A 15,609-nucleotide genomic window follows, 5' to 3' on the forward strand; every position below is an offset into this window, starting at 1 on the left:
CGTAGGTTGTTGTGATCAGCAGGTGAGCAAAGTAGCCGCTTTGTTCACCTGCGCCAAAATCAAATTAAAATCCCAGGCCTTTCCAGTTCCTCTCTTGCTGTATTCTTAGTTTTTTATGTTCTTCTGAATCCTTTGTAAACCCGTGTTCAAGAGCAAACCCGATATTGTGACCTTGCTCATGTTTTCTGGATAGCTGCTTTTTAACGTCGCTCTCTTCCGGCTGCCTGGTTTCACGCTCATGAACCTGACGTTCTCTGTTCCGCTCAAGGGCAATATTTTCAATCTGCCAGTTATTGCGATGCGTTTCCCTGTAGCCTGCAACAGTTCCATCATCATTAAACATTGGACTACGTACAAGCGTAGGAGCCAGTTTTTTTACTTTGATAAGCGTTCCTGGCTGGAGCTTTTCAGACTCGAAATGATTTTTCAGGTCTTTACCCCAAATCGTAACCTGTTTTCCACCTTTTAAAGTTTCATAAGTGAGGAAAGGTGTTCGTTTTTCCCCTGCCTTATTCTGATATGAAGTCTCCCCAAAATCCACCACCTTGTAAACATTCCGGAGTCTTTTCGGATTTTCAGCCTGTAATCGCTCAATCTCCCGTTTACGTTCGGGATCTTTTTTCCAGGTAGCGGTAACATCATATCCCATACCTTTCAGTTTTCTATGAAAACCGTTTCTGAACTTCCTGGTTTCAGATTTAGTAAGTCTTAATCTTCTTCCTGTTTCTTCATCACGAAGTTTAATATTAACATGTACATGAGGATGATCTTCTTTATCATCATGGTATACGGCAACGAAAGCATGGTTTGGATAAGTCTCTTTAAGAAATTCTACCGTAGCTTTCAGAGCGTCTTCCCTGCTTACTCCAGCTTCTGGTGGTGGTGAAAAGACCATGTTTTTCACATGATCGATGTTTTCTCCACGATATGTCCTGGAGTAATCATTTCCTTTAGATAAAGTTGAAGTAAACTCCCTATTAAAGTCTTCTCCTTTCCCTGTTTGCTCTGAACCTTTTCCATCATAACAGTAAGCCTCAAGTTCACCATTACGGGTAATGTAATCAATACCATTTTTGATGCCTGCGGCTGTTTTACCTGAGCCAGTGATTTTAAAAGTGACTTCTTTTGTAGGTGTCCAGGTATATGCTTTCTTGTCCGCACCATGTCTGACTTTATGATTAAAAGCCGATTTACTGGCATGTATATGTCTTCCCGATAACTTAGGAGATTTCGGATCACGCCCAGTCCCTTTAGCGCGTTTAATACGGTATTCCTGTTCTACATACACACCCATAAATCACCCAAATCTGTTAACAACACTCTTGGTTAACGTTTCAAGTTTTGAATCAATTTGCTTACACAGTTCAATCACTTCAATAACGTCTTTTCTGAAATCTGGATCGTTAACCGTACAGAATCTTTCACCTTTTATGATAAAATGAATGTTGCGACCAACACGATCTACAGCAGTTGATAGTTTTTTAAGTTCCTTAACTTCATCAGGGTAAAGACAGACTTCACTCTTTAACAAAGACTGACGCACACGAATAGCAATTTCTCTGCTCATGCTCATGCCGTGAAGAGCAGCATTACGTTTAACAAGTTCTATTTCATGAGGGTAAAGACGCACTGATACCAGCTTTGCTGGTTCATTATTAACTGGGATGTTAACAGGCTTGGTTTCAATATTAAGCACGTTATGCTTAGCAAAAGCATTGATACTGGTAAATCCACTTAAAATAGCGTTATGTTCTGCAAATTTTAACTCATCATCACTTAGCCTGAACGCTATCATCTTCATAAGTCACCCCAACAGAGCCTGCGGCAGGCACAGGCAAAAACATCGTTTTTGGACAATCTGATTCAAATGTTAACATTTGACATCGGATTGTCTATCCTGCATTGATTGTACCATATGTGGCACTGTGCCTGGCTATAAAATCGTCGCTGCATATGTCCAGATTTCGTTGCTGAAAGATTCTTTCGTCTTCGACCATCAGGCAAACGTATAGCTGAAAGATTTGTGAAAGAAAAAACAGGCCTGGCAGGGCTGGGAATTGTTACGGCTGAAGCCGTAACGCTTTTTAAGTCCTCGCTGCGCTGCGGGGCTTCCGGCGCAAAGCGCCTCCCATGCCCTTACAGGGCATAAAAACAAGGGCAATTAAGCCCCTGCGCGATGATTGCTGACTTCTTTTTCCAGAGCCTTATTAACAAAGGCATTCAACGATAAATCTTCTTCCATCGCCATTTCTGCTACCCGACGATGCAGTTCTGGATCAAGCCTGACGTTAAACACGCCTTTAAACGGGGTATCAGGTTCCTTTCCATCCTCCACACAAGACTGTAAATACAGATCAACAGATGTTTTAAACTCCTGTTCCAGTTCAGCTAATGTAGAAGCCTCATAAGTTACCAGGTCCCGAATAAACGCCAGTTTTCCATACAGGACATTATTTTCAAAATCGGGTTCAACCGTGCCTAAATATCCTTTATATTTTAAATGTTTCATAATAATCCAGCCTCTTTCAGATTCTGTTTAATTGCTTTCAGCGTACCACCTTTGATATAACTTTCCGGATGTGGACGATGCATTAATATGGTGTGATTGATTTCAGCATTGAAAAACCGCACTCTTGACCCCTGCATTTCCTTTTTGACATATCCCAAAGAGGAAAACAAAACGACCAGTTCATCCCATTCAAACGTTTTTTTACTGTTTAAAAACTTTGCCAGTAGCTTATCTGTTTTCCCCATAAATCCATCCCCTATAGATATGCAACTAATTATAGTTACACATGGCATTTTTGTCAAAAAATACAAAGGGGCAGAAAGCCCCTTTTTTTATTTAAAACATTTCATACCCTTGCAAGTAGTTTAACCACCACCGGAATTGATCCCATTCGCTAAATTTCATTGCCGGAATTCTGGTTTCCCAGCCTTTGACAAGGGAATCAGCAAGCTGTACGATCTGCCGCGTTGACATTTAAAAACCTCATTCAGTTTTGATTGTCGATAACGTGATCAGGTTGGTGGAACAACCTGATCACACCTTGAATAGTCAGTCATTACCCTCCTTCTTTTCTATAGTTACTGTGTATCCGTAAAGAGTCAAAATGCGATAAGCATCCAACGCCTCACGCTCACTTTTAAATGTTCTGACTTCGTGTAATCCTTTACCTTTATCAAGGGATACACAAAACTCATAATCTTCTTCTACTTCTATCTTTTTAATTAATTTATCAAGTTCGGCTAATGTTCGTTTTGGCTCAAAAAGAAATGTGCATTGTACAATGGCGTTTAAATCTTCCCGATCAAGCTCTAACAGAGCATCATTATAAGCAGCTTTAAAACAGCGATTATTACGCAGATCAGATGCAAACTGCATTGCGGCTTGTTTTAACGTTTTCATGAATTTCCCTTGCATTGATGTTAATAGACAATTTCAGAATCAATATTGAAATTTCCAGAAAATGCAGGGATGCCCCTGCATTCATAATGCTTAACAAAGACACTCAATAAAATCTTTAAAACTCAAGCATTCATCGCCATCTTTTAATGAATCAAAATATTTTTCATATTCGTCCCTGTAGAAAAGGACTAAATCAACATCACTCTGCTTAAGTTCGCCAAACTGAGGAACAATTCCGGCTTTATAGTCACGAATTTTATTGTTATCAGTAAATATGACAACATACTGTTGTCCAGTATCCTTATGCATAAGGATAATAGTGCAAAGCGTTACTCGTTCGAATGTGAAAACATGATTAGTGGTTGAAGTAAAAACAGATGAGCATTTCATTTTAAATCTCCTGCCCTGCTGGGCTATTGTGAGAGGGGCCATTCCCCTTTCGATGAAACAATAATACGACCTTTAAGTCGTATTTGCAAGTTTTCTCCCGTTTTTTTACTCGATAAGTGATTGTTATCACGTTTTTTAATCCGCGTAAGCGGATGGAAGGGGCGAACGAAAATACCAGGGCAGCACAGGAGCCACATCGCCCCGAAGCGCGGCGCAGCCGCTGACGAACGTACCAGGGTGCACAGGCCATCCCTTCACCCTGCAAAGCCCAACTGACCAGCAGGCCATGATTATGCTGATTTGCGCCGCAGAATGCCGCAGTTAGCGCGAGCGCAAGCGAGTTTACCCCGCCCTGGTGCATTGCAGCATGGCGGGGCGCTGTACTGCGCGTGTGAGCGTCAGCGAGCTACGAGCGCAACTCCAGGTACTAATATAAAACCATCACAGGTCATTTTATTTTGACTCCCTTTTGCAGAGCACGTATTCAGGATGTTCTCCTGCAAGTAACAAAAGAAACTCAAACTCAACCAGTGACAGACTTTGACTGTTTTGAGTATTAACTTCCTCTTTTTTCTGCCAGGTTCTTAGCCCAACACCATAAATATGACTGCATTCCTTTTGTGTTAATCCTGCTTTTAAACGTAATTTTTTTACATTTTCAGGTGTATTATCGGGTTTCATTTAACATAAACTCCTTAATTAAATTCTTAACTGGCGTCTCATCGTCTTCCCTTAATCCGGCACACGTAAAATCAATATGTTGTAATTCATTCTCATTCAGTACAGCATCATACAATGTAATTTTCGTAGTTTTGTTCCCGATTTTAACATTTGTTCTGGCTTTTATCCTTTTTGTAAGCCTGTAATTGTCACCTTCTTTTTCAAGAAAATAAGTCACATCACCTTTATTTTTTCTCATAACTGTTTCAAATACCCTGTAATTTTAACAAGTTGATCTATACTCAAGCCCCGAATCTGTAAATCATAACTGTCGCCCTGTTCGGTGACTTTACCGTTCAATCCGTTTTCAGCTTTAAAGCCTGTCAATGCCCCATACCAGCTTTCAAGCTGGACAAGTTGCGATAACATACCTTTCAGGATCAGAATTTCGTCCTTTTTTTCCACCTGGTGTTTCTCATACTCAATCGCCTGTAACACCTCCTGCGAAGCATTTACCAGAATTTTTCGCTCGATATCGGCTGCAATATCAACGGGATTCCGTTTTCTGGATAACGTGCAAACATGATGCGGACTACGCCAGGAACGACTATCCACACTCCCCACCACAGAAAAGCGGTCTTTTTCCATCCGAATATGCACAGAGTAATTTTTAAACTGCGGTGACGTCAGTTTTATACGAGACGAACAATCATCAAGTTTGTTCACGCGCCAGCCGTTCCCCAGGATACGGCAGACAACTTCAAAGACAGGGTGATATTGTTCAAAAAAAGAGTTCATCTGTTTCCCTTTTTGCTACGTGGCTGCTGTTCCCGTCTTTTTGGGTTCGATGCCCCAAAAGACGGGCTGGCTATAATATCGGGGGCTTCTCGCCCCCGTTCTGGTTACGCTCTGGTTTCCACGCGTTGCCACCCTGTCGCCCTGCGCTGTCCGGTTGTACCGTATTTTGCGCGGATTTCTTCTATCGTGTGTTCTTCACGATTCCAGTAACTTTTATGTTCGTCTGGACGATAAAACCATTGTTTTTTCTTTGCCGCCCATTTACACCCGATTTCTTTTAAAGTTTCCTTATGTGTAATGGTTTCTCCACTAATCCAGACCCAGTTACCTATCACTTCAAATACCAGACCAGATAAACCAGAAAGAACGTTTAATACTTTTTCCAGGTCATCACCGTAATTATATCGTGCATGTTCATCAGTGCTCTGGAACTGATTTATTTTATCAATATTTGCCATCAATACATCAAAAGCTGCATTTACCGCTTTCATCAGTTCAGCCCCTAACGGGTTACGATCTGGATGATATTTTAAAGCGGCTTTTCTGTATGCTGCTTTGATATCTTTTTCAGTTAATTCGCCGGATAATCCAAAAACGTTTAATGCTTCCTGGATATTCATTTTTTTAATCTCCTGCCCTGCTGGGCTATTGTGAGAGGGGCCATTCCCCTTTCGATGAAACAATAATACGACCTTTAAGTCGTATTTGCAAGTTTTCTCCCGTTTTTTTACTCGATAAGTGATTGTTATCACGTTTTTTAATCCGCGTAAGCGGATGGAAGGGGCGAACGAAAATACCAGGGCAGCACAGGAGCCACATCGCCCCGAAGCGCGGCGCAGCCGCTGACGAACGTACCAGGGTGCACAGGCCATCCCTTCACCCTGCAAAGCCCAACTGACCAGCAGGCCATGATTATGCTGATTTGCGCCGCAGAATGCCGCAGTTAGCGCGAGCGCAAGCGAGTTTACCCCGCCCTGGTGCATTGCAGCATGGCGGGGCGCTGTACTGCGCGTGTGAGCGTTAGCGAACTACGGGCGCAATGCAGGAGAACTAACAGAACCTCCCTAAAACGCTCTGAATCGCATTTTAAGCGATTTTTTTCATTTCGCATGGTTTTCCTCATGGTTGTATCGAACGAAGCGGCAGAGCGCGATTCAGGGCTTCTTAGTGGAAGATCCAAAAAGGATCAAATAACGGATCATATGATCTGAATCTCTCTGGTTTTGAGAAAGGAGATACCGCTCGCCGCAGCCGAACGGCAGGAGCGTAGCGACTGAGTGAGCGAGGAAGCGGAATTTTTGCGATGTGACATTAGGATCAGTACGCACGAATATTATATTTATTTCAATAAGTTAAAGTTAACTAGGGACAAATTTATGGTCTTGAAAATTGAGATACATAAGGCATCAAATATTTTTTTGATGATTTTATGTTATTGAAAGTTATGAGTTTTAATGATTGATGATGTTTGTTTTAGCTTGCGGGTAATAATCATCAGGGGACAGATTTATGGTAAGGAACCATCATCGTTGCTGGTTTTGTTGAGTTATCCACAGTTCCTGAATATTCGCACGCATTAAAAGCCTTATCTTTTCTTGTTTTTCTTAAAAACTTAAAAACTTAGAGTAGCTCTAATTTATTGATTTTAAGCGTGTTTTTTGTCTAAACATGAGAGCTTCCTCGGTTAAACATGATAACTTCCTCGGTTAAACATGAGAGCTTCCTCGGTTAAACATGAGAGCTTCCTCGGTTAAACATGAGAGCTTCCTCGGTTAAACATGAGAGCTTCCTCGGTGATATCCACAAAATGTGTCATAAGAATACTAATTCGTTGTTCTTTCTGGTGAATCTATTTTGAATCTGTTGTTAATCTGCCTTGAATCCAGTGTGGATTTTGAGCATGGATTACCTTTGTGAGATAAATCACAGATATGAAACATGAGAAGATACTCGGTTAAACATGATATTGATTGTGTTGTAATATCATGTTTCTGGTGTTAAAGTCTGATTATCAAGAGTGTTGGAACAATGAGAATGACGACAAATAAGACTTCCCTTTCTCGCTTAACAAAAGTGAGACATCGAAATGAATTGAATTCAACGCTGTCAACATTGCCTATGGCTGCTAAAAAAGTCTTATTTTTAGCCATGTGCCAGATAAACTCTAAAAATGAATTCGATGATGATCACATATTTTATGTGACAGTTGCCGATTACATTAAATGGGTTCAGGTTAAGCCTGATGCGGCTTATCTTGCTTTGAGGGATGGCTCTAATATATTAGATACGACGCTTCTTAAGCTGAAACATGATGAAATATTAGAACTGAGTAGTGATTTGGGATTTAAGTTCACTAAAAGTAATGTACCTGATTCAATGAATTTGAGTCTGACTGTTTTTTCTACTTATTACAGGAATGAAGGTAGAGTGGGGATCAAGTTTACGAAAGAAGCGAAAAGATTTTTATGTAAACTTATTGGTGAAGAAAAACGTTATACAACGCAAGTTTTATTATCTGTTGTTCGACTGACAAGTGTTAATGCTGCATCACTATATCAACTCATTCGTAAAATATATAGTAATAATTCTCGCGCGAATAGTTTTGAAATGACAATAGATGAACTTAAAGATGAATTGAATCTTTATACAATAGGGGCGGGGGGGGTGAAGGATTATAAGTATCCAGATTATCCTGCTTTTAAAAGAGATGTTCTTAATAAATCAGTAAAAGAAATCATGAAACATACGGAAGTAAAGAACTTAAGTTTCGTAGTTTCAGAAAAAATTGGGAGAAAAGTTTATAAATTAAAGTTCTCTTATACAATTGGTTATGAGGGCGATACCAGGGAAGACTCAGAGTTTACTAATATGTTTGATAAAATGTACCCACCTGAAAATTGAGGTCATAACAATATGAAGGATAATATCGTAGATTTTCAAAGAATCAGGGACAGCATGAATGATCATTCAACCGATGTTGCAAATGATGCCGTTTATTCTGACAAAAAGAAAATATCCAGGTTCTTTTATCTGCTGACACCTGTCAGATACCTTCTGGCTGCTTCCCTTTATCTGGTTGTTGTTATTCCATTGGGGATTCTTGCGGGATTTCGTTTCTTGTTGCAGTTTTTAGGCGGTATCGCAGTGATGGGTTTAACTATCGCCTGGTACATGGGTGCAGATGTCAGTAGTTACGTTGTTCTTGCTGCATGGATCGCCTTAACTGTTTGTGGTTGCGCAGAGCAGATTTTTGAATGGTGGATCGAAAGCCGTTTTGCGTTCCGTCTTTTTGGTATCGGGAGAACGCCGGAAGAATGAGCGCCGATCTTACAGACAGTAAAGAACAATGCAGGATAGACAATCCGATGTCAAATGTTAACATTTGAATCAGATTGTCCAAAAACGATGTTTTTGCCTGTGCCTGCCGCAGGCTCTTTTAAAAGGAATATGAAATGATATTTAACCGTAATAAAAAACGAGATGAACAACATAATTCTGCTGTTGTTTTGCCATCAGCTGAAAATGTATTCTCTGATTTTATTAAGAACAATCCAGCTTTGACAACCAATGCTTTTACAGCCATTGGGGAGGTTGATTGTTTTACTAAAGTACCCTTACTCTCAAATAATGAATCAGAGTTTTTAGGCATTCTTTCACGTAATATTATACCTGATTATTCCGTTTTTCCCAAAATACGGCTCATTGAATTTGTTCGTCCTCATGGTAGCGAGGAAGCTGTAAAAGATTTAATCCGTGAAGTGCAGAATATAACCTGTGATTTTGTCCTGAAATCATATGATGAAACAGTCCTGGCTGTTATCCAGTTTGGTGAAACCGCAACCGTCAGACAGCAAAAGAAAAAACTGATTATCCAGCGCGTGTGTGCTATGACAGGAATTTCTTTTTTCGAATTTAAAAACACTGTCGATATGATGGGGAGCGAAGATTTTTGTCAGTTCCTGCGGGATGATGAAGAGTAATTAAAAATAAGCCCACATATTTGCGGGCTTAACAGGCTCTTTATTAGTACTTGCTGCATTTGTGATTACTGGCAACACAGTTTTCACTGGGCAGTTTTTGCGGTCGCTTTTAATTATGGTTAGTGGAACTCAGACAGGTAACTCGACCTCTTTACATATTAATAATTGATAGTTTTACCTGGCTTCCTTCAACATTTATTTTGTTGAGGAATTTATTTAAATACGCAATATCTGGAGTGGAACCGCATATTTTCATCAATTCTTGACCGATAGGCGTAAGTAAAGCCGTTCCTATTGGTAGTTTCCAGGTTGATGAATCATCGCTTTGAAACTCAACTGAAAAAACCGTTCCGTAATAACCGATACGACCGTTTTTACTTTTAAAGCCGATTAAACTTGTTCACCCTTCTTAAAAAACACCCACGCAAGCCCTGCCGACATCGCCCACGCAAGCATCATCGACACCACCGTATGGCTCAAAAAATGATCGCCAATAATCATCTTATAGCAGCCCATCGCCCAGCCCAATGCCATCACCACGATGATGATCGCACCACGACGGCGGCGCAAACTTGGCGCAAACGCAAAGGCAAACAGCGCAAATCCGCTACTGGCATGCGCCGCAGGAAAGCACTTATCAGGAATGGTGTTACGCATACTATCAAGCATCGGCAAATACGGCAGCGTACCATCAAAAATCGTCAAATGCACAGGGCAGACCACATGAGTATATGCCTTCAATGACGCGACAACTGTCGGCACTAGGATCAAAGTCAGCACCAGATACGCAAGCTCACGCACGCGAAATTTTGTCACTGGGACAAGCCACTTGGCAGTGATAGCATTGCCCTTTTTCTCATGATAAGCACGGCAAATGGTCGCAACCAGCAAGTAGATCAGCATCGCCATCAGCAGCTTTTTTAGTCCAGAATACAGTAGCAAATCTGGCAAAAAAGCTTGCTTGGCAACCATCCAATGCCCCATACCCAGATAAAACCAATCAGCGACCATCAGATCAATCTGACTGTGCTCAAGGGTCAGCGTGGCAACGATCGCCATGACAAGAGCGATACTCATCTCAGCAAGTAGGCGTTTATTTGATAAATACGGCATAACAAACCCCACCCCACCGCCCATAATACGAATGGAGTGTGCGGTGGGTTTGGAAAAAATACAGGGAGAAATCAGCGGATGAATGCGGTGCGGTCTTTGACTTTGTCCGCGGTGACATCAAACAGCTTTAATAATGTCGGCGTGATCGCGTCATGGGTCAGGACGGTATCGGTTGCCATTGGCGTGATGCCAGTTTGCTTATCCGTCCAGAAAAATGCAGGCACACTGCGCTGTTCTTTTGGTGCAAAGGCATTTGGCATACCATGTAGATAGACACCGTTCTCACCCAGACTTTCGCCATGATCGCTGACATACAGCATTGAGACATCATAGGCATTGCTGTGCGTCTGCAGCCACTGGATACTTTGAGCGATGAAATCATCGGTGGCAAGCAAGGCATTGTCATAAGCATTGATCAAGGACTGATGTTCGCACTTGGCAAGCTCATTACCTTCACACACTGGCGTGAATTTGGCAAACTTTTCATCATATCGCTTAAAATACGCAGGCCCGTGATTGCCCATTTGGTGCAGCATGATCAGCATATCTTTGCCGTTATTGGCAGCGACAAAGTCATCTAAGCCAACGAGCATACCGACATCGCGGCATTCGTTATAAGGATTGGTGTTGCAGATGGCGTTGTTGGTCGCGGATTTATAATCGGCAAATTGCGCTTTTGGCAGCTTATCCATCACGCCTTTTGAGTCCGAATTATTATCACGCCACAAGATACTTACGCCCAAGCGATCCAGCGTATCCAGCACATTTTCTTGGTATTTGGCGGTATCGACATCATACTCATCCGCGCCCAGATAGCTGAACATACACGGCACAGAATACGCCGTCGATGTGCCGCACGATGTGACATTGCTAAAATTGGTCACGCCATCGATCTTGGCAAGCTGTGGGAAAGTATCGCGCTCATAGCCATTGAAGCTGACATGATCGGCGCGTGCCGTCTCACCGACGACGAACACCACTAGGCGTGGCTTACGCATATCAGGCTTGGTTGCTTGTACCGCGTCTTTGGCGTGATAAATGGTATCTTTTGGCGCACTGGCTTTTTTATACTCAATACTGGCAAGCTTACCCACCGAGTAGATTGGCATGATCGGATTGACATAGCTACGCAGCGGCTTATGCACGCGAAAGAAACTGGCATAATGACTGCTGAACGCCACCACAGGCAGTAAAATCAGCGCAAGACTTGCCACGATCAAGCCCAATCGGCGCATCAAACCCTTGCCCCAAGTCGGATAATCCACCTTAACAAAAGCCACAAGCAAACTTGGTAGCACACCCAAACCAATGATACGCATGATAAACGCTGCGTTTAATAGATCCTTGGTCTCGGCTTGGTCGGTCTGTAGGGCATTTTGGAGCATGGTCGTATCATAGACCGTGCCATAAGTGTCAGTAAAATAACTGGTCACCGCGCCCATGATTAATAGCAAAATCAACACAGGCTTTAGCACATAGCGATACGATGATAACAGCGTGGTGATCAGTAGCATCGCGCCAAAGAGCACGACAGCGATCGTCAGCACAAAGCCGAGATTGTCCGCGATGGGATAGGTTTGGCTGATTTTATCAAAAAAGGTAAGATTGGCGGTCGCGGTCAAGAAAACGGCAACACTCGCCACAAGAACAAACGGACTGACCGAGCGTCGGTACCACACAGAAGTATGCTGCATCATGAGAAACTACTCAAAAAATAAACGGTGGGATAATTGCGGCAATTATACTGCAATTTTTTAAGAAATCCAGTACAGTTTATCTGATATAAAAAATTATGCGATACAGAAATATTTCAGAAATTTTATTAGGCAATCATTGCGCAATCCCATACTGAATATACACTTGAGAGTATTTATAATTTGTATCTTAAACTATAACCAATGCCTTGTTGAATAACGCCTAAGGAGTCTAAAACCGAAAGTTTATCGAAAGTTATACCTTCAGTATCTCCATTCTCATCGGTAAATAAAATTGGAGTGAGTTTGTTTGCCTGCCAAACAAACTTTCCAAAATAAGTAATAAGGTTCGCTTCTTCTTTGCTTATAGTGGATAATAGTTTTAAGGTTCTACGACTAAACGAACCTTTTGACTTTGCTTCTTCGGATAAAATTCTTCCCCAAAGCATTTGCATTTGTTCGTCACTAATATCCTCACACTCCCTGAAGAAAGCCTCTATCCAATCTTCGTCAATATCAGAAACATTATCACTCTCAGATAGACTTTGTGCTGCTTGCATTGTTATATTTTCAATGTTTTCCTGTCGTTTCGTTTCACGTTTGAGAAAACGCTCAACTGCCCGTTTTTCTATTCCCTCAAGCTCTAACCTAGAAATTAGCTCTGTGCGTTTAGCTTCAGCTTCAGCCTTCGCTTTTTTCCTGATTCTTGTAGGTTCATAAAGCACACCAATAGCATCACTTATTTTTTCAATAAGTTTTGTTCCTGGTTCTGATAATCCTGATAAACTTAAATCGATAAGGCTCATCTAGTGCTCCTAAATACCCGTGCAACAACTGTACAAGGGTATTTTATTGCAAGAGTAACTAAAAATGAATCACAACTACATTTAAAAGTGATGAAGTTAGTACATTCAGATAAGTATCTAAAAGAAAATGATAAAGAGTTTATTGGGCCACTTGCTATGATTAATCATTTCTGTCAGCTCTGAACCACAAATTAATGAGTTCGTTTTCGTCCAGATCCTGATAAGCCAGTAATGCTGCTTTGATTATTTTTGTCTTGGGACGATGCAGTCTTTTTGATTCGTTATCAATGAATTCAAGCAATTCATTCGGTATGCGGAATGAAGCCAGTTTTGTTTTGTTCTCTGTGGGGCGTTTTCCTGCGTCCTGAACAAATTTTGTGGCGTTCACTTCCTGGTTTTGTTCTAGTTCTGGTAGTTCCAGCTTTGCCATGATGTACCTTCTAATCTGATTGTTTCACACTAATGTATATCATGATGATGTACATTAGTGTATGTCACTATGATTTACAGTTCCAGTTCTTTCAGCAAGAGTTCGATTTGTGCTTTTGCCTGGCTGGCACCGCTAACATTACTTTTTAACTCGTGAACCCCCATTCCCTGATTCATTGCTCTTACAAAGGCCCGGAGAAAAGAAACCGTGCTTTTCATTGGTTTAAGCCAGTAATCATGGCTGTTGAGAGAGTCTCTTAATTCTTGTTGTTCACTGAACGTATTTGGCTGGCATTTATACAGGAGCACATGTGCAGCCAGCCTGGGATTTATTTTTTGCGCATCCCTGACAATTTTTGTCACAGTCTGAAGACTGTCTGCTTCCACCTGGGCAAGCGGGTCGATCGGGACAATCACAATGTCTGCAACTTTTAGTGCAGTTCTGAACTCCGTGCTGTCATATCCGGCAGTATCTATAATGAGGATTTCTGCTACATCTGCCATTTTTGTTATTTTGGCACTGATGTCGCCATAGGCTTCATTTAATGCGACGGGCGGTAATCCGGCCTGTTCTCTGCGTTTATTCCATTTTTTGGTCGAGCCATTCAGGTCTGTTTCAACAAGCCCCGTTCTCTTTCCCTGTTGTGAGAGGCAAACAGTTAAGTTGGTTGCCAGATGTGATTTACCTGTACCGCCTTTATCACCACCGATTACGATAATCATAGTACTCCTTGTATGTCACAGTGATTTACTCATGTGTATTTCTATGTGATGTACGCATGCGTATGTCACATGGACATACTATAGTGTATGTCACAATGAATTACAATGATGTACATCATGAAGAAATACATTATTGTATGTCAGTGTGATGTACCCGTTGGTTGGTCACTTGAAAGCAAAAGTGACAGCGTTACTTTCGGTATCCTCCCTTGCTGCGAAACCTTGTGGCAATACAGCAATGAGTATGTTTAGTTACAACATTCAAAATTAAGCGATTAGATTCCGCCCGTACGGGCGGGGCGCGCCACTTTCTGTAGTGGGGAGGGGCAGGGAGGTTATGTTTGCTGGATGAGCGGAGGATGGAATGAGCTATTAGAATGTTGTAACTAAAGGGTATCCCAATTAAAGGCCACTTACGCGGCCTTTGTCTGTCGGTTCTTCGGTCTGGTGACATACCACGATAAACATCCCACAGCAACACTCATAAGCATTCCGGATAAGCGATCATCGATGCCAGGAAACAGGCAACCGACAAACATCGCAACAGGGAAAGGAAGAAGTAAACAGCGCCCCAAAATGCTCATAAAATCCATAAATCCTCCTTTTTTGTTAAAGGGCAGGAAGCGGTTCACTTCCTGCCCTTAGTTACGTTTCCGTTGTCATCAATCGATGAATTGGCGGATCAGTTCCAGAACTGCAATCAGCGCGTTTGCAACGGCGACCACAGCTCTGAGAACGATGATTAACATATTAATCATCCGTTTCTCCAGTAAAACTGGAGGAAATCACCGTTGCTTGCTCATACACTGCCTGTCACAACGGCTCTCTCGCATTGTTAGGTGTAGAGTGACCTCCTCCTGCCAGAGCACCGAATACAGCACCACCTGTTTATCCAGCCAGGACTTTAAAATCGTTCATACCCGCAGATACGGGAACAGCAGGATTGCAAGCCAACTACATGACTAACTGACTGATTATACGCTACACAAAACACCCGTTACACCACTAAATGTGGTTCCTTAACCACATTTAGTTGCTTTACAGCACCATAGTGAATAAAATGTAAACGTTAGGTGTAGAGTAACCTTCTCCGGTCAGAGCCACCAACTCAAGACTGGAAAACGCAAAAAAGCCCGATTACCAGTCGGGTTTTTTTGTGCCTGTCGTTCGGCTGTAGTTCCGTTTTTTCTCCTTCATTTGAGGGATTTTTCTTTCATTTTTTTTGTTGCTTCCAATACTGCCTGTCGCGTTGGCCAACAGCTTGACGCGTTACCGGCATTTTCATTACTCAATATTTTTCAGTGAATTAAAATGCAACAGCGACAGAAAAGGACATTCAGCTTTTTAGATGAATGCTATAGCAACGGTGTGCTACGTAAAATCTGCGAAAAAAGCAGGGGTAGGGTAGGTTATTTTTCACGTAGCAACGCCATCTGGCACTGTACATAGGTATGTCACACAGACATACCTATGTGTATGTCTGTGTGAGGCACTGTTGCAAAGTTAGCGATGAGGCAGCCTTTTGTCTTATTCAAAGGCCTTACATTTCAAAAACTCTGCTTACCAGGCGCATTTCGCCCAGGGGATCACCATAATAAAATGCTGAG

The 15,609-nt window shown here is 41.8% G+C and carries 19 protein-coding genes; 3 read left to right on the forward strand and 16 right to left on the reverse strand.

Annotation, left to right across the window (positions count from 1 at the left end):
• Positions 1–64: 64 nt before the first annotated feature.
• From taxC to K0778_RS20040, 10 genes are all read right to left on the reverse strand, one after another.
• Entirely contained in the window at positions 65–1,294 is a 1,230-nt protein-coding gene (taxC, locus tag K0778_RS19995; RefSeq protein ID WP_001329504.1) for a DNA relaxase/nickase TaxC, read from the reverse strand.
• A gap of 3 nt (positions 1,295–1,297) precedes the next feature.
• The gene (gene taxA, locus K0778_RS20000; protein WP_000781813.1) at positions 1,298–1,801 is read right to left on the reverse strand and encodes a relaxosome-coupling protein TaxA; all 504 of its coding nucleotides are present in this window, start codon (positions 1,799–1,801) and stop codon (positions 1,298–1,300) included.
• Between the two features lie 360 nt (positions 1,802–2,161).
• Positions 2,162–2,509 carry a type II toxin-antitoxin system HicB family antitoxin gene (locus tag K0778_RS20005; protein WP_000681613.1) on the reverse strand — a complete coding sequence of 116 codons (348 nt, stop codon included), beginning with the start codon at positions 2,507–2,509 and terminating at the stop codon, positions 2,162–2,164.
• On the reverse strand, positions 2,506–2,754 hold the full coding sequence (locus K0778_RS20010; RefSeq protein ID WP_000520549.1) for a type II toxin-antitoxin system HicA family toxin: 249 nt from the start codon (positions 2,752–2,754) through the stop codon (positions 2,506–2,508). Before K0778_RS20010 ends, K0778_RS20005 begins: the two co-directional genes overlap by 4 nt.
• Positions 2,755–3,058: 304 nt before the next feature.
• The gene (locus tag K0778_RS20015) at positions 3,059–3,409 is read right to left on the reverse strand and encodes a hypothetical protein (RefSeq protein WP_000854259.1); all 351 of its coding nucleotides are present in this window, start codon (positions 3,407–3,409) and stop codon (positions 3,059–3,061) included.
• Positions 3,410–3,499: 90 nt separating this feature from the next.
• The gene (locus tag K0778_RS20020; protein WP_000650309.1) at positions 3,500–3,799 is read right to left on the reverse strand and encodes a hypothetical protein; all 300 of its coding nucleotides are present in this window, start codon (positions 3,797–3,799) and stop codon (positions 3,500–3,502) included.
• Positions 3,800–4,252: 453 nt separating this feature from the next.
• Positions 4,253–4,480 (reverse strand): DNA-binding transcriptional regulator, encoded by a 228-nt coding sequence (locus K0778_RS20025; protein WP_000801440.1) that lies wholly within the window; start codon positions 4,478–4,480, stop codon positions 4,253–4,255.
• A complete protein-coding gene (locus K0778_RS20030; RefSeq protein ID WP_001230707.1) occupies positions 4,467–4,718 on the reverse strand; it encodes a hypothetical protein in 252 nt (83 codons plus the stop codon). The genes K0778_RS20025 and K0778_RS20030 overlap by 14 nt, the downstream gene beginning before the upstream one ends.
• Positions 4,715–5,257, reverse strand: a complete 543-nt coding sequence (locus tag K0778_RS20035; protein WP_001083906.1) for a hypothetical protein — start codon at positions 5,255–5,257, stop codon at positions 4,715–4,717. Before K0778_RS20035 ends, K0778_RS20030 begins: the two co-directional genes overlap by 4 nt.
• Before the next feature lie 104 nt (positions 5,258–5,361).
• Positions 5,362–5,877 carry a J domain-containing protein gene (locus K0778_RS20040; protein WP_001025395.1) on the reverse strand — a complete coding sequence of 172 codons (516 nt, stop codon included), beginning with the start codon at positions 5,875–5,877 and terminating at the stop codon, positions 5,362–5,364.
• Positions 5,878–7,291: 1,414 nt separating this feature from the next.
• On the opposite strand from K0778_RS20040, the gene K0778_RS20045 reads away from it, so the two are divergent.
• The 3 genes from K0778_RS20045 (at position 7,292) to K0778_RS20055 (ending at position 9,237) form a co-directional block, all read left to right on the forward strand.
• Positions 7,292–8,158: a replication initiation protein gene (locus K0778_RS20045; RefSeq protein ID WP_001353743.1), complete on the forward strand. Its 867-nt coding sequence runs from the start codon at positions 7,292–7,294 to the stop codon at positions 8,156–8,158.
• Positions 8,159–8,170: 12 nt separating this feature from the next.
• Complete coding sequence (locus tag K0778_RS20050) at positions 8,171–8,575, forward strand: hypothetical protein (RefSeq protein ID WP_012421203.1); 405 nt, start codon at positions 8,171–8,173, stop codon at positions 8,573–8,575.
• 134 nt (positions 8,576–8,709) lie between these two features.
• Entirely contained in the window at positions 8,710–9,237 is a 528-nt protein-coding gene (locus K0778_RS20055) for a DUF2726 domain-containing protein (RefSeq protein ID WP_000577043.1), read from the forward strand.
• Between the two features lie 390 nt (positions 9,238–9,627).
• On the opposite strand, the gene K0778_RS20060 is transcribed toward K0778_RS20055, so the two are convergent.
• The 6 genes from K0778_RS20060 to dqlB all read right to left on the reverse strand — a co-directional run bounded on the left by K0778_RS20060 (position 9,628) and on the right by dqlB (position 14,760).
• The gene (locus K0778_RS20060) at positions 9,628–10,350 is read right to left on the reverse strand and encodes a PAP2 family protein (protein WP_039003037.1); all 723 of its coding nucleotides are present in this window, start codon (positions 10,348–10,350) and stop codon (positions 9,628–9,630) included.
• 71 nt (positions 10,351–10,421) lie between these two features.
• Positions 10,422–12,047, reverse strand: a complete 1,626-nt coding sequence (locus K0778_RS20065) for a phosphoethanolamine--lipid A transferase MCR-1.1 (protein ID WP_049589868.1) — start codon at positions 12,045–12,047, stop codon at positions 10,422–10,424.
• A 173-nt stretch (positions 12,048–12,220) separates the two neighbouring features.
• Complete coding sequence (locus K0778_RS20070; protein WP_223424520.1) at positions 12,221–12,850, reverse strand: DUF2806 domain-containing protein; 630 nt, start codon at positions 12,848–12,850, stop codon at positions 12,221–12,223.
• A gap of 160 nt (positions 12,851–13,010) precedes the next feature.
• Complete coding sequence (locus K0778_RS20075; RefSeq protein WP_001086090.1) at positions 13,011–13,280, reverse strand: hypothetical protein; 270 nt, start codon at positions 13,278–13,280, stop codon at positions 13,011–13,013.
• A gap of 74 nt (positions 13,281–13,354) precedes the next feature.
• Positions 13,355–14,002: a division plane positioning ATPase MipZ gene (locus K0778_RS20080; protein WP_000587671.1), complete on the reverse strand. Its 648-nt coding sequence runs from the start codon at positions 14,000–14,002 to the stop codon at positions 13,355–13,357.
• A gap of 662 nt (positions 14,003–14,664) precedes the next feature.
• Entirely contained in the window at positions 14,665–14,760 is a 96-nt protein-coding gene (gene dqlB, locus K0778_RS28375; RefSeq protein WP_021534057.1) for a DinQ-like type I toxin DqlB, read from the reverse strand.
• Positions 14,761–15,609: the final 849 nt, after the last annotated feature.

The sequence above is a fragment of the Escherichia sp. XD33 genome (assembly GCF_019375075.1).
In the GTDB taxonomy this organism is placed as follows: Bacteria; Pseudomonadota; Gammaproteobacteria; order Enterobacterales; family Enterobacteriaceae; genus Enterobacter; species Enterobacter flexneri_A.